18 protein-coding genes and 2 tRNA genes are annotated in these 20,562 nt (G+C 38.4%); 5 read left to right on the top strand and 15 right to left on the bottom strand.

Annotated elements, in window-relative coordinates; all coding sequences use genetic code 11:
- Nucleotides 1-27: 27 nt before the first annotated feature.
- Nucleotides 28-1,128 (top strand): substrate-binding domain-containing protein, encoded by a 1,101-nt coding sequence (locus tag ACSX1H_RS18175; RefSeq protein ID WP_439185673.1) that lies wholly within the window; start codon nucleotides 28-30, stop codon nucleotides 1,126-1,128.
- Between the two features lie 58 nt (nucleotides 1,129-1,186).
- Here ACSX1H_RS18175 and ACSX1H_RS18170 read toward each other — a convergent pair whose 3' ends face one another.
- On the bottom strand, nucleotides 1,187-1,489 hold the full coding sequence (locus ACSX1H_RS18170; RefSeq protein WP_439185672.1) for a hypothetical protein: 303 nt from the start codon (nucleotides 1,487-1,489) through the stop codon (nucleotides 1,187-1,189).
- A gap of 219 nt (nucleotides 1,490-1,708) precedes the next feature.
- Between ACSX1H_RS18170 and ACSX1H_RS18165 the strand changes: the two genes are divergently transcribed.
- Together ACSX1H_RS18165 and ACSX1H_RS18160 are read left to right on the top strand one after the other, a co-directional pair.
- Nucleotides 1,709-2,851 (top strand): hypothetical protein, encoded by a 1,143-nt coding sequence (locus ACSX1H_RS18165; RefSeq protein WP_439185671.1) that lies wholly within the window; start codon nucleotides 1,709-1,711, stop codon nucleotides 2,849-2,851.
- Nucleotides 2,852-2,952: 101 nt separating this feature from the next.
- Nucleotides 2,953-3,025: transfer RNA gene (locus ACSX1H_RS18160), tRNA-Lys, on the top strand.
- Nucleotides 3,026-3,380: 355 nt separating this feature from the next.
- Here the strand turns inward: ACSX1H_RS18160 and ACSX1H_RS18155 are convergent.
- The 3 genes from ACSX1H_RS18155 to ACSX1H_RS18145 all read right to left on the bottom strand — a co-directional run bounded on the left by ACSX1H_RS18155 (nucleotide 3,381) and on the right by ACSX1H_RS18145 (nucleotide 5,726).
- Nucleotides 3,381-4,292, bottom strand: a complete 912-nt coding sequence (locus tag ACSX1H_RS18155; RefSeq protein ID WP_439185670.1) for a dihydroorotate dehydrogenase — start codon at nucleotides 4,290-4,292, stop codon at nucleotides 3,381-3,383.
- Complete coding sequence (locus ACSX1H_RS18150) at nucleotides 4,286-5,056, bottom strand: dihydroorotate dehydrogenase electron transfer subunit (protein WP_439185669.1); 771 nt, start codon at nucleotides 5,054-5,056, stop codon at nucleotides 4,286-4,288. The genes ACSX1H_RS18155 and ACSX1H_RS18150 overlap by 7 nt, the downstream gene beginning before the upstream one ends.
- 211 nt (nucleotides 5,057-5,267) lie before the next feature.
- Nucleotides 5,268-5,726: a helix-turn-helix domain-containing protein gene (locus ACSX1H_RS18145; protein WP_439185668.1), complete on the bottom strand. Its 459-nt coding sequence runs from the start codon at nucleotides 5,724-5,726 to the stop codon at nucleotides 5,268-5,270.
- Between the two features lie 1,007 nt (nucleotides 5,727-6,733).
- Here ACSX1H_RS18145 and ACSX1H_RS18140 point away from each other — a divergent pair.
- Complete coding sequence (locus ACSX1H_RS18140; RefSeq protein ID WP_439185667.1) at nucleotides 6,734-7,294, top strand: manganese efflux pump MntP; 561 nt, start codon at nucleotides 6,734-6,736, stop codon at nucleotides 7,292-7,294.
- A 64-nt stretch (nucleotides 7,295-7,358) separates the two neighbouring features.
- Here the strand turns inward: ACSX1H_RS18140 and ACSX1H_RS18135 are convergent, their stop codons facing one another.
- From ACSX1H_RS18135 to ACSX1H_RS18125, 3 genes are all read right to left on the bottom strand, one after another.
- The gene (locus ACSX1H_RS18135; RefSeq protein ID WP_439185666.1) at nucleotides 7,359-7,862 is read right to left on the bottom strand and encodes a flavodoxin; all 504 of its coding nucleotides are present in this window, start codon (nucleotides 7,860-7,862) and stop codon (nucleotides 7,359-7,361) included.
- Between the two features lie 16 nt (nucleotides 7,863-7,878).
- A complete protein-coding gene (locus ACSX1H_RS18130; protein ID WP_439185665.1) occupies nucleotides 7,879-9,924 on the bottom strand; it encodes an alpha-ketoacid dehydrogenase subunit alpha/beta in 2,046 nt (681 codons plus the stop codon).
- 76 nt (nucleotides 9,925-10,000) lie between these two features.
- On the bottom strand, nucleotides 10,001-11,323 hold the full coding sequence (locus tag ACSX1H_RS18125) for a dihydrolipoamide acetyltransferase family protein (RefSeq protein ID WP_439185664.1): 1,323 nt from the start codon (nucleotides 11,321-11,323) through the stop codon (nucleotides 10,001-10,003).
- A gap of 1,044 nt (nucleotides 11,324-12,367) precedes the next feature.
- On the opposite strand from ACSX1H_RS18125, the gene ACSX1H_RS18120 reads away from it, so the two are divergent.
- Nucleotides 12,368-12,441, top strand: a tRNA-Arg gene (locus ACSX1H_RS18120).
- Nucleotides 12,442-12,518: 77 nt separating this feature from the next.
- Here the strand turns inward: ACSX1H_RS18120 and ACSX1H_RS18115 are convergent.
- The 8 genes from ACSX1H_RS18115 to ACSX1H_RS18080 form a co-directional block, all read right to left on the bottom strand.
- The gene (locus ACSX1H_RS18115; protein ID WP_439185663.1) at nucleotides 12,519-13,505 is read right to left on the bottom strand and encodes a homocysteine S-methyltransferase family protein; all 987 of its coding nucleotides are present in this window, start codon (nucleotides 13,503-13,505) and stop codon (nucleotides 12,519-12,521) included.
- A gap of 136 nt (nucleotides 13,506-13,641) precedes the next feature.
- Nucleotides 13,642-14,133: a hypothetical protein gene (locus ACSX1H_RS18110; RefSeq protein ID WP_439185662.1), complete on the bottom strand. Its 492-nt coding sequence runs from the start codon at nucleotides 14,131-14,133 to the stop codon at nucleotides 13,642-13,644.
- A 402-nt stretch (nucleotides 14,134-14,535) separates the two neighbouring features.
- Entirely contained in the window at nucleotides 14,536-15,402 is an 867-nt protein-coding gene (locus tag ACSX1H_RS18105; protein WP_439185661.1) for an alpha/beta hydrolase, read from the bottom strand.
- 231 nt (nucleotides 15,403-15,633) lie between these two features.
- Nucleotides 15,634-16,470, bottom strand: a complete 837-nt coding sequence (locus ACSX1H_RS18100) for an alpha/beta hydrolase (RefSeq protein WP_439185660.1) — start codon at nucleotides 16,468-16,470, stop codon at nucleotides 15,634-15,636.
- Nucleotides 16,471-16,829: 359 nt separating this feature from the next.
- Nucleotides 16,830-17,285, bottom strand: coding sequence for a GRAM domain-containing protein (locus tag ACSX1H_RS18095; protein WP_439185659.1), 456 nt, complete (start codon nucleotides 17,283-17,285; stop codon nucleotides 16,830-16,832).
- A gap of 172 nt (nucleotides 17,286-17,457) precedes the next feature.
- On the bottom strand, nucleotides 17,458-18,759 hold the full coding sequence (locus tag ACSX1H_RS18090) for an IS110 family RNA-guided transposase (RefSeq protein WP_439185658.1): 1,302 nt from the start codon (nucleotides 18,757-18,759) through the stop codon (nucleotides 17,458-17,460).
- A gap of 422 nt (nucleotides 18,760-19,181) precedes the next feature.
- Nucleotides 19,182-19,814, bottom strand: a complete 633-nt coding sequence (locus ACSX1H_RS18085) for a hypothetical protein (protein WP_439185657.1) — start codon at nucleotides 19,812-19,814, stop codon at nucleotides 19,182-19,184.
- Nucleotides 19,815-19,836: 22 nt separating this feature from the next.
- Nucleotides 19,837-20,274 carry a helix-turn-helix domain-containing protein gene (locus tag ACSX1H_RS18080; RefSeq protein WP_439185656.1) on the bottom strand — a complete coding sequence of 146 codons (438 nt, stop codon included), beginning with the start codon at nucleotides 20,272-20,274 and terminating at the stop codon, nucleotides 19,837-19,839.
- Nucleotides 20,275-20,562: the final 288 nt, after the last annotated feature.

The raw sequence follows: 20,562 nt of genomic DNA, 5'->3' as shown, positions 1-20,562 counted from the left end.
AATTTATCCACCTCAAAAATATCCGGTATGAAAAGAATCGCTAAAACAACAGCTCATGCCATTACCAACTTGAGCGATACACGTGTCAAGTCAATGGCAGTGAAGGATATTGGCGCCTTACCAGCATCCATCATAAAATTCCTTAACTATATTGGTGTCATTTGCTTTTTGGGACTAATTGCTCTTTCCTCCTGTGAGGTTAAGCCTAAAGTGGGCTTTCTTATGGACAGCCTGGAGGTTGAACGGTGGGACAAAGACAGGGCATTGTTTGAAGAAAAAGTAAAAGAACTGGGAGGTATTCCGCTGGTTGAGATTGCTGGCTCAAACGCGGACCGCCAAATGGAGCAAGCACAGAAGCTCATAGATGAGGGCGTGGATGTTTTAGTGATTGTGCCGGTTGATTTAGAGAAAGCAGGGGCAATTGTAAAACTGGCCCATAAGAATTATGTTCCGGTAATTTCTTACGATCGCCTGATTAAAAATTGCAACCTCGATTACTACATTTCTACCGACAATATTAACATTGGTGAATTACAGGCTAATTACCTCACCAAAATATCGCCAACCGGGAATTACATATTGATTAGTGGGCCAACATCTGATTACAACGCTTACCTCTTACGCCTGGGTTGGATGAATGTGCTTCAGCCACTTGTTGACAAAGGAGACATTTCAATTGTGCTTGATGAATTCAGTAATTTTTGGTTGCCAGATGAAGCTTACCGCATTCTGAGTAGCTACCTCAAGGATAATAATGACGTGGATGCAGTTATTTGCGGCAATGATGCCTTGGCCTCCGGAGCCATTGCAGCCCTTCAGGAATACAACAAGGCCGGTAAGGTTTTATTAGCCGGCCAGGATGCTGATATACAAGCTGTAAGAAACATTGTTGCCGGTAACCAAACCATTACCATCTATAAGCCTATTGAATCATTGGCATATGCCGCCGCCAATGCCGCCATTAAGATAGCCAATGGTGAAGCGCCTTCCAATATGAATATCACCGTTAATAATGGTAAACGACTTGTACCGGCCATCCTGCTTCAAGCCAGCGTTGTCAATAGTCAAAACATAAAAATGACTGTTATACAAGAAGGTTATATCGGAGAGCAAGATATATTTAATTAATCCGCTCAGTTAATTTAGCGGTCTTTGTTAGTAAGCCACCTGTTAGCAGGTGGCTTTTTCAATACAACCACTGTACCTGTTCGGCTTGCAGATACCTTCTAAAGTCTGTGTTGACACAGGTTTTCAGTCTCTGCAGTTCATCACTGAGCACCTCATTAAAATAAGTTCGTGGGTGCGCAGCTTTTGTTCGGACCAGGTTTGATACTACCTGTTCTTTTACCTGACTAATAAGTCGGGGCGTTGCCGGCTTATTTTCAATACACGCCTCCTGCACGGTTTCCATGCAGTAATAGCTGGGATCAAAAAACAAATGCATGAACCATTCAGCTAAGTGCTCGATTAAAGAATTAAAGTAGTCCATTAAAACTTAATTATTTACTTATTATTTATGTCTCTGAACTTTATTTATGCAGAAGTATTAATACAAATATCACCTATATATCAATCATTTATGAACTTATTAAGCAGTTTTTAAGGGTGAAGTTTTGACTTAAAGGCACTTAACAACTTAATAAATTACTTAATAATTCACTTAATTTTCTACTTAAGTTTTGTACTTTTGCTTTATTACAATTACTGCATGAACCACACAACTCCTATACTTACTTCTCAGCATCCTGCTGCATTTTTAATGCAGCAGTGGAAGCTGTTTATGAATGGGGTTGATCGGGTACTAATATTTTATTTACAGAGAGGGCACATAGAAGGTTTGGAGTGGAATCAGCATATGCGTGGTATCATATCGCCGCTCACCCTTTCAGAGGAAGCAGAACGTGAGTTAAGCATTATTATAAAAGAAAGAACAGCCTACCAATGGCTACGACCTGAGCTTCTGCCTTTTATTAACAAAGAGCGCCTTAGCATTAATCAGTTGGATCTCTTCTCTGAATCCCTATACCTGGTGCTGCAAGTCCGTAATATGTACGAAGAAATACCATTAATATCCTATCTGTTTTTCAGAGACGATTGCAGTAATTTTGGTATCAGCAACGGACAGACGCAATTAGAGACATCGCACAAAGCCATTATTGGTAATATGGCCACTCAATTTGCATCTGTCTCACTAAACAATTTCTACAACGTGCAGCATGAGGCAAGTAGTTTCAGGCAGCAGACCCTCAAAATACTAGAAGCCAATCAGATGGGTAGTGATCGAGACAAAGATGAACTGTTGACCTGGAAAAATGATTGGCTGGATACTTATCTTTTAGATTTAAGCAAAAGAGACGGTGTTAATTATGTTATATCAGACGCTGCAAGGACAAAACTTTTAACTGCCAGTGACAATTACGAAATAAGCAAAGAAGCAATTGACAACTGTATTGATTACATATGTAAACTATACCCGGTAACACCTGGTGATGACCTCACCATAGAAGCAGCCTACTTAATGATTTCACCAACAAAAGAACAGGCTGTGAATGCACCGAAAGCCGAACCGACCAGCAGGCAGTCGAAAGTTATTTTGCTGCTTGATCGGCTGGAAGAAGCTGCGGTAAGCCTCTACCGGCAAGATCAGGCCATTACAAGTGCTGAAGTTGGAGCAAATATGGTGAAACCCATCTCAGCTCCGGCTATTTCGGATGCTCTGCGCAAAAATAAGGTGCGTATACTTCAGCTATTGGAGCAGTATCCACAAAAGTGGACTACAATTCGTAAGCACTTTAAACCAATAATCAACTTGCGGGCTAAAAAAGATCAGTTTCTAAATGCCAGTAGCTAAATACTTTGAATAATTAGGGATAATAAATTGTACTTTTTAGGTAATTTTTTTTGGCTGTATAGACGAGATGCTCTATATTTGCAACCGCAAAAGCAAAAGATGACTCAGTAGCTCAGCTGGTAGAGCAACGCCCTTTTAAGGCGTGGGTCCAGGGTTCGAATCCCTGCTGAGTCACAGAAGCCCCATTTAATGGGGCTTTTTTTGTATCTAACAGTCTGCAAATGGCAGCAAAAAAAACAGGCAGATAAAGAGTTGCATCCAATAGTTTACTTTTCGTTTAGCAATGCAACAGATTAGCTGTTTATGTCAATTATAGAACCTTTCGGATTCATCTGCTCATTATATATTTCAACAGGTACAGCTCTTTGATGGGTTGGTTACGCATGTAAATTAACGACTAATTAAAGGTTTACATCTGTATAATAGCGAAATCAATAATCCTTTTTACAGATGTAACGAGTAGGCACAAAAAAAGAGTCCACCACTATTGATGAACTCTAAGTATTTATTTTGTTCGCTTTTTCTGTTTCTAGACTTCTAAGGCTCCAATAAGATCACTCACTTTTTCAAAGCCATTTTCCTGACAATATACTTCCAGACCATTTACAATCTTTTCAGTCACACATGGATCAATGAAGTTAGCGGTACCCACCTGTATAGCAGACGCTCCGGCAAGCATAAATTCTACGGCATCATTTGTATTCATAATCCCACCCATACCAACAATTGGTACGTTAACGACCTGAGCCACCTGCCACACCATGCGCAAAGCGATGGGCTTAACAGCAGGCCCGGATAATCCACCGGTAATTGTTGATAATACAGGTCTGCGCGTTTTCGCATCGATGGCCATGCCGAGTAGTGTATTAATTAAGGAGATAGAATCGGCACCAGCTCCTTCCACTGCCGCCCCAATTTCAGCAATATTAGTTACGTTGGGCGATAGCTTGACCATTAAGTGCTTTTTGTACACTTTTCTGACAGCCTCAACCACTGAAACCGCAGATGGGCAACTTGTGCCAAAAGCCATGCCACCTTCCTTAACATTCGGACAGGAAATATTCAGTTCAATCCCCGGTATATGCTCCAGTTCGTTAACCACTTCAGCTGTTTTTATATAGTCCTCAATGGTTGACCCTGAAACGTTCACCAACATATTGGTTTTGTAGTCTTTTATGCGCGGATAGATGTGCTCAGCAAAGTAATGAACGCCCTTATTCTGCAGGCCTACTGCATTTAACATCCCTTTTGGTGTTTCGGCCATTCGAGGGTAAGCATTACCTTCACGATGCTCCAGCGTGGTTCCTTTTACCAGAACACCTCCAAGCTTGCTTATATCGAGAAAATCCATGAACTCCTCTCCATACCCAAAGGTTCCGGATGCAGTCATCACAGGATTCTTAAGTTCTAATCCGTTTAAATCTATTCTTAAATCTACCATTTTAAATAAGTTGAGTCAAAAACTGGGCCATCGGTACAGGTGCATTTATGCCCGTCCAGGGTGTCTGCAACGCAACATAAACAGGCACCAAAGCCACATGCCATGTGATTTTCGAGTGAAACCTCGCACTTAATAGCGTGATTACGAGCATACTTAGCTACGACTTTCATCATGGCTTCCGGCCCACACGTATAAATATGGTCAATTGCAGGTGTTTGCGTGCGCATAACCGGGTGATGTATCACATATCCTTTTGTGCCGGCCGAACCATCTTCAGTTGTCGTATATACTGTTCCTAAGGCCTTAAAAGCATCCAGTGCGATTAGTCCATCGCTTGAACGGGCACCAAGTAAAAATTGTGGCTCAATGCCATTCGCTTTCAGATGACGTCCCATAAATAAAAGCGGTGCGATGCCGCAGCCTCCACCGACCAGAAGAACACGAGGTTTATCCGGTAGAGAAAAAGAGTTTCCAAGTGGGTAAACCAGGTTACAAACATCACCTTCTGATAGTTTTCCCATTATTCGTGTTCCTTCACCAATTTCCTGCACCAGCAGCTTCATAGTGTTCTTCTCCGTATCTACATCATGAATTGAAATGGGCCGCCTTAGAAAGGTGTTGGGTGCTTTATCCACACGCACTTCAACAAACTGCCCAGGCAACATGGCAGGGAGTTTTGCCGGATGTTTAAGCGTGAGAATGACATACTCGTTATTTAAGCGTTCATTTTTGATGACCTTAAAATCGTCGATGTACTTCTTCATGTATCTTAATTACAAGTTATATGCAGTATCAACAGGCTCATTGTTTACATATGTAACAAGCCTAAAATTGCACAAAGATACCAAAAAACTATTAATATCCCCGATAGTACAGAACAAGTTTTCAGAGTACAGCGTCTACCGGGTAAACATACATAGAACAAGTATTTCCAAAGGTTCAATGAACCTATAAAATTCCAAAACCGGGCTAAGTCTATTCCGGTCTGTATTCTGAAAAGCTTTTATCGGTATAAAAAACGATCACTCTTTCGATTCGCTTGCCTTCTTGTGCCCCGATGCCAGGAATAACCTCAGAGGCCGTACTTTTAGGTGCTTGCAGGGATGGCTCAGACGGAGCCTCCTCTTTCTGCACTTCCTTTTTTGGCACTTTAAAGCTTTTTTTAGGCAGTTCCTCGGTGAGCTGCATACTTATTTGAGTTTCTTCGCTTACTCCCCTTTGTGAGCTCTTAAGAAGCGATCCTTGACCTGTAATCAGCCAATCTCCGCTAATGTGGGGAAAGCGCGCTAGCAACTTGTCCAGAAAATCCAAACTGGGCTTATTACGTCCTGATAAGATATGTGAAATACCTGAGCGCTGCACACCAATGGCATCTGCAAACTGCGATGGTGTTAAGCGTTCATGTCGGATAATGGCCTCAATACGTTCTTTCATGAGTTAACAAATTTAAATTGGAACAAGTCACAATGTATATTACAAGTGTAAATTAACCTCAAAGTTGACAATTCACATTTGACACTTACTATATGTGTCTACAAATGTAAGCAGCCTTAATGAATATTACAAATGTAATTGACTAAAAATCTTTTCCTCCTTATCAACAGGTTGGTAATTAGTGAACGTAAATAGAAGCGTACTTAGCGCGGACAGATCGTCTTTAATTATTACTCTAAGTTAAGTCTGCTATTGCTAATAAAAGTAAGGGTTTGATGCCTTATGTAAGCAAACAGTTAATCTACAAAAAGTGGACGAATTAGAGCCTCTATTATCGCTGCCTGATATTTATAAATACTTGGAAACTAACTATCTATGTATAAGGTGAATTTATTACTTTAATTACTTACTGTAGAACACTGGTTTTAAGGCTAATAGACATAATTGCATACCCTTGAAACCTGCGTTTCTGCATATTTATGCAACTAAAGCTTGGAGTTATTTATTTTTAACTTTAAATGAACTACATAAAACACTGATTGGGTGATTTTTGTATTACTTATACATTGATATTTATAGCTGCCTGTGCTGATGCTGGAGTTATTTTTCAATACACGATTAAACCATTATATAATACTTAGCTACGATTACATTCGTTTTAGAGCTATTTACAAATGTAATCGTACTTCGCGAGTGTACTATATTACATCCGTAACCCCTCTCCTTTTGATTAATTTGAATTTATGCTTGGAGTCATTTATATTTTCTGCCCTACTAAGTTCACAAGTGTAAAAGATCACGTTCAAACTGCTGAATATTCATCAACTGGCTGATTTGACCATGGTTACAGGCTGCAGATCTAAATTTCATGATTTATTAGATGGTATCCGAAGTGGAACTGAATACGAGATTCTAGATGGATTAATTATTGTTCAATAAAAAGCCCTCCGATTGTTATTTCTTATTTCAACTGAAAAAACTAATTTCGCGGTTGACAAACTTGGACAATGGATATTCTGACTTTAGTAGTAATGGCTTCCGCCCTGGCGATGGATTCATTTGCTGTATCGATCACGGCTGGTATTTCATTAAAGCGTTTCAAAGCAGTGACTATGCTGCGAATTAGCCTAATTTTCGCTTTGTTTCAGGGGCTTATGCCTGTTTTGGGGTGGTTTCTGGGAATTAACTTCGTAGAGCTGATCTGCAATTTCGATCACTGGGTGGTCTTTATATTATTGACCCTTATCGGAGGGAAAATGGTGTATGAAGCCCTTCAGCATCAGGAAGCCGCACACTATATCAATATCTATAGTAATAAAACAGTAGCAGCACTGGGCTTTGCCACCAGTGTAGATGCTCTGGCTGTTGGCTTTAGCTTTTCATTATTGGATGTGGAGATAAGCCTTCCTGCCATTATTATTGGCGTAACAACCTTTATTTTTTCCTTCGCAGGCCTGACAATTGGGCTAAAATTAGGCAGTATCTTCCGAACAAAGATTGAGCTGATAGGAGGAATAATACTGATTGGAATTGGTATAAAAGTTCTTGTCTCTCATTTATTGGCATAAAAAAGGATGGCTATACAAGCTAGCCATCCCTCTATATTAAGTTCTATCTGTACTTATATTACGGTTATTTAAACTCCTTTTTTAAAGTTTTAACCCATTCTTCAATCCGTTCATTGCTAAGCGCGGCCTGGTTCTCTATATCCAATGCAAGCCCCACAAACTGGTCACCTCGTTGAGCCAGACTGTCCTCAAAATCATACCCTTCGGTAGATGTAAAGCCCACCAGTTTACCACCTCTTTGCTCAATAAACTCAGCCATCAGACCAATTCCGTCTACAAAATTTTCCGGATAGCCTTTCTGGTCACCACCACCGAAGATTGCAAACTGTTTATCTTTCAAATCTTCGTCTTCAATTGACGGTAGGAACTCATCCCAATAGGTTGGCAATTCACCATCGAACCAGGTTGGTACCGCCAGAATATAATTCGTAAACTTCATGAAATCACTGCTGGTAGCAATGTCCACGTCTACTGTTTCTACTTCACCCCCCAATAGTTTTGCTATTTTTTTAACCTGTTGGGCTGTTTTAGCTGATCTGAAACTATAGAATATACCTGTTTTTTCCATTTTAATACGTTCTAAATTAGTATGCTAACAGTTCTTTAGCAGCTTCCATAATTCGCTTATTATCTGGCAGCACTGCGGCCTCTAATGTTCGATTAAAGCCTACTGGTGTGAAGGTTGAACCTACACGCTTGACTGGTGCGTCAAGTAATTCAAAGGCTTCGGATGTAATTTGAGCTGCAATTTCCCCACCAAAACCACCAAATACCTTGTCTTCGTGAACAACTAAGGCCTTCGATGTTTTCGTAACTGATTGTATAATGGCTTCTGTATCGAGCGGACTAATGGAACGTAAATCGATCACTTCAACCTCCCCAAATCCTTCTTTCGAAAGCTGCTCAGCTACTTCCACACACATATGGGTGGTGTTGCCGTAAGTGAAAATACTCAAATCGCTGCCTTCGCGTCGTGTGCGTGCTTTACCAAATGGGACTTCAAAGTCATCCGGAATTGGCGTAGCTGCTTTGGGCGCATTATACAATGCTTTCGGCTCAAGAAAAACGGTCATTCCTTCGGAACGCATACTGGTTCGTAGCAGCCCCGCCGCATCATCGGCATAAGATGGATACACAATGCGTACACCAGGGAACGTTGCCAGGGCGCCTTCAATGGTTTGCGAATGATACAAGCCACCACCAATGTAACCACCTGAGGCTAAGCGAACCGTGATGTTAGGTGAGAATTGTCCTTTGGTCCGCCAGTATTCATGGGTGGTTTCGACGAACTGCTCCATGGCTGGCCAGAAATAGTCGGCAAACTCGGCACCTTCAACCACTACCCGGATGTTTTTATTATAGCGTACCATTCCGTTGGCTGTACCCATAATAAAATCTTCGGCAATAGGTGCATTAAAAACCCGTTTCTTACCAAACTCCTGCTGCATGCCTTTGGACACATTAAAGATGCCACCTTTATCCTTATTGGCGATATCCTGACCCCAAATATATGTGTCTGGATTACGACGAAATTCAGCCTTCAACGTCTCATTTAAGCCCTGAATAAGCTTTTGCGGCTCTCCATCAAAGTTGTGCGTTCCCTCAGGGTATTTGGTTGAAGTATAGGGCTCAGGGATAACAAAATCATGAATCGACTCAGGGGTTGGATTTGGCGCTGCCATGCCCTTACGATGCGCTACTTTGACTTCAGCCGCAACATCTTCTTCTATCGCTTTCAGCTCATCTTCAGTTGCTCGCTCGTAACGCAAGAGTAAACGACGGTATTTTGCCAATGGATCGTACTCCTTCACATAGCCCAGTTCATTATCATCGCGATACAACTCATGGCGATCGGAGTTACTGTGGGAATGAATCCTGACACAGTTAGCCTGAACAATAACCGGCTCCTGGTTCTCCTCTGCCCATTTGGTGGCTTCGAGCATGGTATTCATCGAATCAAACACATCTTTACCGTTACAGTACATAACACGCAAATGCTTCATGCTTTCGAAATTCTTACCGACTTTTCGATTCGCCGTTTGATCTTTCTTAGGTACCGAAATACCATATCCATTATCCTGAAACACAAATACAACGGGTAATTGTTCTTTTGAGGCTCCGTTAATGGCCTCGTATACGTAACCTTCAGAAACAGAAGATTCGCCTTGTGAACTGATGGCTACCCCTTTGGCTTCATATGTTTTAATGGCGCGTGCTATACCAACCGCATGCAGAGTATGATTACCCGTGCATGACGAAACGTTGTGTATGTTCCATTCTGGCTTGGCAAAGTGATTGGACATGTGACGACCTCCGCCGGCCACATCTGTGTCTTTGGAAATTCCATTATAGATGATTTCCTCAGCCGTTAAACCGGCCGAAACATTGGTCACTAAATCACGGTAATAGGGAAATAAATGATCTTTTGTCCGATCAAACACTTGTCCGATAGCCAGCTGAATACCATCGTGTCCAGCAGCTGGTGCATGGTACGACCAACCAATTGCTTGCTTCAGGTAATTAGGTGCTTTCTCATCAAGTGTCCGTCCTAAAAACAAGACGCGGTACCATTTTAACAAGGTCTCCTTATCTGTTTTCTTGATGGAATGTATCTTAGGAATATCACTCATGTTAAAAATATTATTGCGAAACTATTGCAAAGGCCTGCGATAGCAAGCCCTCACAATTTTCGGTTGATTATAATTATTAAAGTTCTTTATTAATATCGAATGCCTCCAGATAATCGCCAATTCGGCGCAGGAAAGCTCCACCTAAAGCACCATCGACGATGCGATGATCGTATGATAAGGACAGGAACATTTTGTGACGTATACCAATGACGTCGCCTGTTGGTGTTTCAATAACCGCCGGCTTTTTCTCGATAGATCCGGTGGCTAGTATGGCCACCTGTGGCTGGTTAATAATTGGCGTACCAATAATGTTTTTGAACGAGCCAAAATTGGTGATGGTGAATGTACCTCCCTGAATATCATCGGGTGAAAGTTTATTAGCTCTTGCGTCATTTGCCAAGCGATTAACTTCTCCTGTTAAACCAACCAGGTTCTTTTGATCGGCCTGCTTGATAACGGGTACGATTAAATCGCCCGAAGGCAAAGAAACAGCCATACCAATATTTACATTTTTACGCAGAATTATTTTGTCTTCATCCACGGATGCGTTAACACCTGGGAAATCACGCAGTGCTTTAGCAACCGCTTCCGTTATGATGGGCATGTAGGTAATCTTTTCCCCGTACTTTTTTAGGAAAGCATCTTTCATTTTGGTGCGCCACAGTACCATGTTGGTAACATCGGCCTCCACAATGCTGGTTACGTGCGGCGATACTTGCTTAGACATTACCATATGATCGGCAATTAGCTTGCGCATGCGCCCCATTTCAACTATTTCGTCGTTAGCAGAAACAGAAACCTGTACTTTATGCTCCTTAGGTGCTGCTGATGGGGCCTTTTCTTGCTTATTAAGCTTTGCAGACTCAGTTGGTTTATCGTTTACCTGCTGCCCTCTATTAGCAATGTACTTTTGCATATCAGACTTGGTTACACGGCCATCTTTGCCGGAGCCTTCAATCTGCTCCAATTCCTGCGCACTTATTCCCTCCTGCGCAGCCATGCTGCGAACAAGCGGCGAATAAAAGCGATCAGATTCAGCGTTGATCGACTTCTCCTCTTTATTCTCATCGGCTGGCGAATTGGCGTTTCCTTCATCCTCGGGCTGTTTTTGTGCAGTTTCTTTGGCAGGTGGTGCCTCTTCCTCAGTATCCTCTTCTCCTTCCAGCAAAATGACGGCAACTGGCAGTCCGACAGCCACAACATCATCTACTTCGTACTTAATTTCTTTTATAGTTCCTGCAACAGGTGATGGTATTTCCGAGTCTACTTTATCAGTTGCAATTTCTAATAAAACATCATCTTCCTGAACCGTATCTCCAACAGAAACAAACCATTTAGTAATAGTTGCCTCTTCGACACTCTCGCCCATTTTCGGCATTAAAATTTCGAATGTTGACATATGCTTATCGTTATTATTTTAATACTTACCTCAATTCAGCCAAAGCTTTTGGCTTATTTTTATCAAATCTAAATTTCGTTTTTAAAACAAACTTTTTACTGAAATGTTTTCGCAAATTGTAACCTCTACATTGCAAAATACCACTTCGTAAACAAGCGCTATTCAGATTTGTTTATCCTTTATTCTTATAATAATCGATAGAGTAATTTTATTACACCATAAACATTCAGATAATCACCCGATTATAAGCCCCCATTAACTCAACATGCGATGGTATATTTTTACAAATTTGTTCAAGGATTTTCATCCTACTTGGGTTCTTCATGACTTAAATATGTCAGAAGTAACAGCTTATAGAAGTTGTATTTTGATGCTGCAAGAGTTATAGTTTTTATTTCTAACAAGTTGGAGTACTAAATTAGCAACGAGTTGATTTAATTCTACTATTTGATTTTCAAACCTGGTTTTCTCATTTGGGAAAATAATTTAACGCTCAACAAGCCGGTTTGACTTTCTTTATGTAAAATTAATCACCCCCCACGCTCATGCGCTTGATAAACAGACCCGCAAGTGGCTTAATGCTCATCATCATTCAATCATTCAGATATTTACAGCCATAAAATTAATCTACGAAGTATACAGTATATAGATTAATGAATGCCTATTCGCACCAAAAGAGGGCTTCATTATGAGGAGGAATCTGCCATAGATCATTACATGAAATTGTGACAGAATTTCCTGCAACAAAATTCCGCACATCCAGGATAAAATTTGCAATTTATGAGAATGGAGGTATTCGTATCAACTGTCAGCAGTATTGCCGTAAACCTCAATTATCATCATTGAAAGCAATTTTTTGTTGGAAGAGCCAATGAATTAGGAATAACTCATAACTAATACATTAAGCACTGTCTCCCCTTCTACACATCCCGCCATCACTCCTTTTTATAGTTTTTTTATCACTTTTTATTTGCGAATATCAACTAAATGACCTTTCTTTGCACCGCATTTGAGAACAATGGTTCACAAACAAAGCACAAAAAAGGTTCCGTAGCTTAATTGGATAGAGCACCTGGTTACGGCCCAGGAGGTTAGGGGTTCGAGTCCCTTCGGGATCACTACAAAAGCCTGTAAGTTTTTAACTTACAGGCTTTTGTATTTTACGATAATATGCAAACTCTTCTTTATGAGGACTTTACATTAGGAATCCTATCAGGATAAAGCAGAACCTTATGCAATCAATATCGTGCATTGTACTTGTTAATTTTTCTGCCAGCGCGTTCATAAACTCGTTGTTTGTACCACAGCAACCGCCAAAGATTCTGAAATTAAAGTCATTCTGCAAGAAGCACATCTCGCTAATTATTTTTTCAAAATCATCTTGCTTAAGTATATTGCAGTTATTGAGCTCTTCTGGTGTCAAAATAGATGCATTAGATTGGATGCCTTTAAAACGCTTTAGAAAAGGGCTGTCTTTATTTACGGCTTCAACCAATCCATGGATTAAGTTGGTAGGATGAATACAATTTGTCATATAACAAACCGGGCTGCTAAATTCTTCGTTATCTATTATTTCAATCGCTTTAGATAAGGAGGTTCCATCCATTAAGCAACCGTCTTTTCTTAGCATGAAACTTATAATATAAGGGATACGGGTTTCAGCCATAGCCTTTGCCATACCAATCGTTTCATTTATTTCGGGCATTATTCCCGCAAATAGAAAATCAATGTTTTTTTCAATAAACTGGGATGTTTGTTGTTTGTGAAAAAGATAAGCATCTTTTATCCCAAGAACTTTTTCTCCGCTGTAGGCATCGCCCTTACAACCTAATAATCCCCCAACAAGGATCTTTTCGGAATACTTGTTGTAACTATTTTTTATCCGATTCAAAAAGTCACAAGAATCATAAAATAGGTTCTTATCACTGAACTGTGAACTTTTTAAGGACTCAATATTCACCTTTCGCGTTGGAGTCATAATCATTATTGGCAAATCAAATCTCTGCCCGATTTCAATGTATTGCCTATATAAAAACTCCAGTGATGAAGGGTGAGTATAAAGTAAGCCTGCATGATTAATCCAATCGTCCAGTTTGGCGTTAAATTCTGCTTTTAACCTTTCCACCAATGCTCCTTCTGTGAGGATAATTTTAGAAGTTTGATATATTTCTTCAAATCTCATTTTCTATTCTTTTTGAACCTGTCCTTTTTGGAATGCAAGCACAATGAGCTTCCCCAATATTCAGTTCTTTGAATTACTCATCACAAAGGATTTGGACTACTAAATAGCACTATGATAGGCTGTCCCTTTTAAAATCTTACCATGGAAAATATATATCCTCAATCGTTTTTAAATCTTCATTCGATTTAATTATTGAAAACCAGAATAAAGAAGCCTCTTCTGTCTTAACTATTATTTTATAGATGCCATCATCAATTTTATCAGATAGATTTATATTCAGCTCTTTTGTTGCATTCAGATTGTTAAACATTAGTAGACTTTTTTCATTGATTCCAACAGTGTCTAATACTTCAGTTTTAAAATAATCAGAAAAATTAATATCCTGATAAGCCGAAGTAGCTTCCCCTTTAACAATCCATACAGATTCTATTTTTTGGGTGCTTGAGATTATTAATACGTCAGAAAATGGATTTGGGTAAAAAGCATAATTATAAGTGCCCCCTCCTATATATCCTTCATTGTCATTGAAATCTTTTCGGTCAGAGTCATTGGAATTCCCATAGGTTTTCATAGGAAAACCCATGGCATCTGTAGTGGTTAATCCAGTAACCAGGTGTAAATCATTCATTTCCAGCTCAACTAAATCCTCATCACCTCCTTTGCTACAGGAAAGTGCAGTGAAAATGATTATAAAGAAGAGTCATAAGGGTTTAAATTTATTCATGTATTATCCTTTTTAAAATTTTATATTATTGGTTACGATATTCGTTCCTTTTATTAAGAGGTGATATTATTCCCAGCTAAAAAACATCTTCAATTTCGATTGAATATTCACTTAAAATGATTTAAATCATTAACGAACAATACTATATCATGATGGATCATCTTTAATTTACCACTTACATTGATCGATCATGCTTTTATATTTAACATGATTATAAGTTATGGAGTGTATTTTCGTAATTTCGCTTTTTAGGAGGCGACTTTATGTTGCACAACGACCTGCCCCATGATGCGGTGTTGACCCCTGCTATACAATATGGCAGCGTGTTGTACTGCGGTAATATCTTTTTAGGTGATTTTTAATAAATACAAATTGATATTTTATCGCATTTGACCAATACTCCATAGAATAATGGTCCCCTGGCATTTCCATATAAACATGAGAAATGCCATTTTTTAGTAGTGCCTTATGAAAACTATTATTCATTTCATAAAGAAAATCATCATATCCACAACTCATGAATAACTCTAGATTGTTTTCGTTTGTATTTAATTCTGGGATTAAATTTATTACAGAGTACAATTCCCAATTTTCAGGATAGACATCTTTATTGCCAATGCGTTCAGATATATTGAAATCATTCTCACTTATATTTAATTTAGGAATAGGACGTAAATCAAGTGCTCCACTTAAACTTATAGCAGCACTCCATACTGCCGAATTTCTGAATGCAAGATAAAATGCCCCATGTCCACCCATACTTGCTCCAAATATTATTCGTCCGCTTCTGTTAGCTATTGTATTATATCTTTTATCAATAAAATAAATAAGTTCTTTACTTAAATAGGTCTCATATTTATAGGTACTATCAACTGGACTGTCAATATACCAGCTATTTTGTCCGTCAGGAAACACAATTATAATTTTATATTTGTCTGCAAATTCTTTATAAACAGGAAAATGATTTACCCAAGAACTATAATCTCCACCGTGCCCATGCAAACCATATAGTACAGGCCATGGTTGACCATTATTTTTATAACTATCAGGTATTATTACAACATTTTTAATATCCTTTTTCATTGAATTACTGAATACAATTACAGTATCAACTGTTGAAGCTTGTATATGAATTGAATAAAAAAAATGAAAAATGATTAATATATTTTTCATGTTCTAATATTTTATTCCAATTTGTAAATCCATTGTGAGTAATGTTACAATTTACTTAAAATTTACATGTTATCTCAAGAATATATTCTTCTCTTTTACTTGATGTGGGGAATGCATCACAACGCTGGTTTGGGGTCGGTATTAGACTTGTCGAATCCGCACAACCCCAGCCATGCCTTATAGTACGCTTTAAAGCGCTTTTTTAACTATTACTAAAGTCACTTGAGAGTTTTATTTAAGTGCTTTTGAAAGAAAAAATACTAAATCGTCACTTATTTCTGAAAATACACATCCAAACTCATGCGGGCAGCTCAATTCTATGTATTTATAGGGAATCTCTTGTCCTTCGAGAATTGAAAGTAGATTTTGATGATATTTTACCAAAAATGCTGCTGCCAGAAAAATTGTTGTATCCTGCTTTTCTTTAATAGCATTACTGTTGCGCACAATCGATCTATTCGGACTGGCATTCTCATAGAAATAATCAGAATTGTTGACTATCCTAGGCCTTACTCCTTGAAGAGCTATAAATTCCTCCCAGGACGTCATTGGTCCATCAAGTGAAATAGCTGCTTTAAATAACTCGGGATGCTGAGAAAAAAGATTCATCGCGCCAAAGCCTCCTACTGACCATCCCATAATTAATCTCTTTGTTGTATCCACGCTGTAATTTTCGTCAACAAACGGAATTAGAAATTCAACTATTTCCTTTTCTAATAATGGATCTTGGTCATAATGGTCACACCAGAAACCTTCACCCCCGTCAGGAAAAACTAAAATACATTCTGGAAGTTCACTATTTAATGAATGTGTTGTAAAAAATTCAGCTACATTCTGTGCTTTCCAGTCAGCATAAAATCCATTTAAGCCATGTAAATAATACAGAACAGGATAAGTATTATTATTATCATATGAGGAAGGAAGCATGATGCCAAATTGTATAGCACGGTGTTTATTATTTTCAGCAATTAGACTTCGCTTTATAAGGTTTTGGTCCTGCGCTGACATAGTAGTATGACAAAATAACTCAAAGACCAAATAGAAACCTAAACCGATGGATAATTTCATTTTTAAGTCTTTTTAGTATAGATGAATTTACATATTACGCACTACAAAATCATTTACAAATCAGATTATTTTAAAATGCGCTTTAACGGTTTGGCCGCATGAAACAAAAAGTGATATAACCTTACAAAACTTCCAAGTTAAACGGAGCCTATGCCTATGTTTGCTTTTCATTTCTAAAGCCTAATCACTCTTTGGTGATGGTTGCCGAAGCGAAAGACTTATCAAAATGGTACTAATCCCGAAATGCGCTATGGCAGCGTTTTGTAGTGCGCTATTTATTTATTATTTCAATCCATGTATCTCTTTCGTTAACAACAAAATCATATTCAGTGTCATCATTTGTTATAATTCTAACACCATTATTCATGAGCGTTGCTGTTTTTTCTTTTAACAATTTCTTTAATATCATGGTATTCTATTTCTGCTTGACCTTTCTGAATATTGATTTTATGTGATTTGAAAATAAGTTTTGTGTTGGTTAAGAATATTTTTCCTTCAACTCCTTCAATTCCTCTAAATAAGTTCGTAGGACCTTCAACCTCAATTTCTTCACCCTCATTTAATTCTGGTTTAATACCAAATATTCGAGCAGATCTTCGCCCAAACTTCTCACTAATAAGTAGGCGGGTAAACACATAACCCATTAGGAATCCGAAAACGATACCATGAATAATATACTCTTTGACACTTTGTAGGTTATTACCTGTAAAGTAATCAAGTAGACATAAAACTCCTGAATATATTAATCCAATAAGGATTGAATAGACAATTTTATATTTCCAATTCAACTTTATCACTTGTGTTCTTATATCCATTATTTTTATGTGTAAATTTTAATAAAGAGTTTATAATGTTTACAGTTTCGTTTTATAACTAACTTTTTTAGGACGTGACACAATTGTGACTAACGTAAAATCACAAACCTCAATATTAGGCCGTTACAAAACCTATGTCATCAGGTTTGATATCAAACTTAGCCATGTTTTTTTAAATTCTAGTGACCAGTTTCATCTTCCGTTTCTGGTCCAAAAACAGGTATTCATTAGGTGGTGAATATGGAACCTTTTTAGTTACCATTGTCCAAATTATTACACCAAGTTTTCTGGCAGTTGCGCTAACTGCAGCTTGACGTCCTCTTCTGTATGCAACCCGATTAAAGAAATCTGACAAATGAGTGTCTTTGAGGTTTCCCATTGCATTGGCAGCTTGTCGTAAAGCTATTTTTAATCGATTACTACCCTTAGGAGTTTTACTGCTCAATACCTTTCCTCCGGATATCTTGTTATTGGGTGCCAACCTTAACCAGGAAACAAACTCTTTGGATGTTCTGAATTTCTCAAACCCATCAGGGCCAATTTCACTCATAATTGCCATAACTGTGGCATGACTTAAGCCTTCAATAGCCATCAGGTCTACTCCGTCAAAGTATTGAAAAGCTATTTGATTTAGATTTGGGATGGCAGGGGCATTTTTATTAACGCGTTTATAAGGTTTATCGGATGTCTTGAGTTTTTGCTTACGTGGTGTTTTCTTTATCTCTTCTTTTACGAAACGGGTAATCTCTTTATCACATGCTTTGATCTTCTTCTGAAAAAACTGGTAGCTCTCAAGCTCCTGCTTTAATCCAAATAGAAAATCTTCTCTGTTATTGCCATGCAAAGCTTTAGCTATTTCTTCTTTTGATTTACGACAATTATAATGACGATGCTCCGCCAATAAATATGGATCTAAATTACCTTTACAGATATCTTCAATAATTTTTAATCCTGTAAGTCCACACACATCTTTTACCACTACATCCAATCGAAAATTTAAGAACTTAAGATACTTCTGCATCTTCCGGGAGGCTGCAGAAGCTAAACTCAGCATATTGTTTCTTTGACGTGTATAAGTCCTTAGCTTTTCTGTTACTTCATCCGGCAAGAAACTACTTGTCAATAAGCCTAATGCATGAAGCTTTTGAATATGGCGACAGTCTTTTACATCGGTCTTCTTGCCTTTTGGGTGCTTTGTAAATTTTCCATTACACAAAGTAACATCTATTCCATGTTTTACCAGTTCAGTAAATAGATTTTGCCAGTAATCACCGGTACTTTCCATTGCAACTGTGGTGATATCATAGGATAATAACCACTCACAGAGTGTTGTTAAATCTTCAGCATAAACGCCAAATTCTTTAACATCTTGTAGGGATTGACCTACCGCTACATAATGTGAGCGACTACCAACATCAATTCCCGCTGCTTTAGCATTAATAATTTCAAGCTCCATTACTTTTTTCCTTACCATAAATAAACTCCTTTAAATTTTTAAATATGACTCTAAGGAAATGTAACTTTGACTTGAAAATTATTGTGAACGGGGTTGACGAAAAATCGACACCACCACTGAATTTATCTACAAGCCTCTGAATCTCTACTTCAGAGGCTTTTTACATCTCAACCAGAATGAACGCGCGGGCTTGTGAAGCACCATTTTAAAAACGGCCTTACATAGAGTCGCTTCTAAAATAAGGCAAATTTTAAAAGCCGCAGTTCCCTCCTCTCGTTAGCTCAAGAATTTAATTCTGCTTTTTCTGCGGGATGTGGGGAATTGTGACTAACGTCAAATTTTAAATTTCACAATTCCCTTTAAATTTGCACGTTAGCTGAAGAATTTAATCTTGCCTTTTGCGAGATGTGGGGAATGCACTACAACGGTTCGGGGTATACTTACTTATTTTGCAATGCCAGAGTCAGTAAGCTGTCAATATATGTTTGTTGAGTACGTGCATATTCATTCTCTTGTCGACTTCTTAACTTGTATATGTAAGGTATTGTGTCTCCCTTATAAAAGTAGTTACCATGTTCTTCATAACTACCCATCCAACTATCGGGAGGGAAGACGCGTATATCGTCTCTATAACGCAATGATGAATCCAAGTGTATAATGTTACCATTAATCAGCAGCTCTTTGCTAAAGAAGCCTTTTTTTTTGAAGCGGTCCATGGAATTCTCATGGGCATCATACAGCACGAAAATATAATCTTGATCAGTTGTTATATGAATATCGGTTGTATTATTCGCATAATTAATTTGTAAATAAAGACCGGCCAGCAATACCAGTTCTGCTATAATGAGTATATAATATGAAAAAAGTTTTTTTATAAGGATTCGGTCTAAAACGTACAAGCCAACAATAAGCGCTGTGATAGGCACAATTATAATGGGATAAATAATTGCAGGACTCTCAAGAGTAAAACCAAGGTAGATAGCATAAATAGCAATAACAATGCTAAAAGGTGTTACAACCGTTAACGGCGTAACAGGGTAGAACCATGATTTAATAGTTTGTAAAGTAGCCATATCTTACTTTTATTGAGGTTCATTACATAAAGGTACAAAATAACGGTGGTAGTATGTTTTTTCTTTTGGGCGCAAAAATAGGATGCACTGGTTTAACCCTTCTTAACAGTTTTTGCGGACAGACTAAACCATGCCTTGAGAGTAAGTTCTGTACCGTTATAATCGATGGAATATCTTTTTCTGCAAAATATTTAAACAACAATGTATGTAGCTTCTTAGCACCCCATTTATCATGCTTTTTCTTTAGACTTAGGATCTTTTCCTCAACCTCTGCTTTAGTCCGGTTAGAATGATTTATGGGCTTATTAGACTGCTCTAATAAGCCTTGTATGCCATGTTTTTCATACCTGGATATCAATCTATAGCCAGTGGGTCTTGAAATGCCAAAGGCTTTGCATAATTCTGTGATGGTATATTTTCCTGAATTCCATTCACAAATAAACGCTACTTTTTGTTCCATAGTTGTCGTGTCTTTCCTAGGCATAGCAATCTGATTTTTGAGTCAAATTGCAAGCTAAAAAGTGTAAACGATCTTTATATAACTTCGTAAACCATGTTTGTATAACGTACCAAATAAGCTACAACGTTTGGCTGCATTGCGTCGTGAGGGATTTTAACCTTACAATCTTTCCAAATTGAGCTGAGTCAAAGCCGTGTATTTGTTTTTAACTTTTTGTTTCTAAAGCCAAATCACTGATTTGGCGCTGGTAGCCGAAGCTAAGGACTCACAAAAACGCTACGAATCCCG

This window comes from Carboxylicivirga taeanensis, assembly GCF_051851475.1.
In the GTDB taxonomy this organism is placed as follows: domain Bacteria; phylum Bacteroidota; class Bacteroidia; order Bacteroidales; family Marinilabiliaceae; genus Carboxylicivirga; species Carboxylicivirga taeanensis.
This window is presented reverse-complemented; position numbering and strand designations above follow the sequence as displayed.

What these genes read in the sequence shown, in the direction of transcription:
- ACSX1H_RS18175 (WP_439185673.1), top strand. Translation starts at nt 28, where the DNA reads ATGAAAAGAATCGCTAAAACAACAGCTCATGCCATTACCAACTTGAGC.
- ACSX1H_RS18170 (WP_439185672.1), bottom strand. Translation starts at nt 1,489, where the DNA reads ATGGACTACTTTAATTCTTTAATCGAGCACTTAGCTGAATGGTTCATG.
- ACSX1H_RS18165 (WP_439185671.1), top strand. Translation starts at nt 1,709, where the DNA reads ATGAACCACACAACTCCTATACTTACTTCTCAGCATCCTGCTGCATTT.
- ACSX1H_RS18155 (WP_439185670.1), bottom strand. Translation starts at nt 4,292, where the DNA reads ATGGTAGATTTAAGAATAGATTTAAACGGATTAGAACTTAAGAATCCT.
- ACSX1H_RS18150 (WP_439185669.1), bottom strand. Translation starts at nt 5,056, where the DNA reads ATGAAGAAGTACATCGACGATTTTAAGGTCATCAAAAATGAACGCTTA.
- ACSX1H_RS18145 (WP_439185668.1), bottom strand. Translation starts at nt 5,726, where the DNA reads ATGAAAGAACGTATTGAGGCCATTATCCGACATGAACGCTTAACACCA.
- ACSX1H_RS18140 (WP_439185667.1), top strand. Translation starts at nt 6,734, where the DNA reads ATGGATATTCTGACTTTAGTAGTAATGGCTTCCGCCCTGGCGATGGAT.
- ACSX1H_RS18135 (WP_439185666.1), bottom strand. Translation starts at nt 7,862, where the DNA reads ATGGAAAAAACAGGTATATTCTATAGTTTCAGATCAGCTAAAACAGCC.
- ACSX1H_RS18130 (WP_439185665.1), bottom strand. Translation starts at nt 9,924, where the DNA reads ATGAGTGATATTCCTAAGATACATTCCATCAAGAAAACAGATAAGGAG.
- ACSX1H_RS18125 (WP_439185664.1), bottom strand. Translation starts at nt 11,323, where the DNA reads ATGTCAACATTCGAAATTTTAATGCCGAAAATGGGCGAGAGTGTCGAA.
- ACSX1H_RS18115 (WP_439185663.1), bottom strand. Translation starts at nt 13,505, where the DNA reads ATGAGATTTGAAGAAATATATCAAACTTCTAAAATTATCCTCACAGAA.
- ACSX1H_RS18110 (WP_439185662.1), bottom strand. Translation starts at nt 14,133, where the DNA reads ATGAATGATTTACACCTGGTTACTGGATTAACCACTACAGATGCCATG.
- ACSX1H_RS18105 (WP_439185661.1), bottom strand. Translation starts at nt 15,402, where the DNA reads ATGAAAAATATATTAATCATTTTTCATTTTTTTTATTCAATTCATATA.
- ACSX1H_RS18100 (WP_439185660.1), bottom strand. Translation starts at nt 16,470, where the DNA reads ATGAAATTATCCATCGGTTTAGGTTTCTATTTGGTCTTTGAGTTATTT.
- ACSX1H_RS18095 (WP_439185659.1), bottom strand. Translation starts at nt 17,285, where the DNA reads ATGGATATAAGAACACAAGTGATAAAGTTGAATTGGAAATATAAAATT.
- ACSX1H_RS18090 (WP_439185658.1), bottom strand. Translation starts at nt 18,759, where the DNA reads ATGGTAAGGAAAAAAGTAATGGAGCTTGAAATTATTAATGCTAAAGCA.
- ACSX1H_RS18085 (WP_439185657.1), bottom strand. Translation starts at nt 19,814, where the DNA reads ATGGCTACTTTACAAACTATTAAATCATGGTTCTACCCTGTTACGCCG.
- ACSX1H_RS18080 (WP_439185656.1), bottom strand. Translation starts at nt 20,274, where the DNA reads ATGGAACAAAAAGTAGCGTTTATTTGTGAATGGAATTCAGGAAAATAT.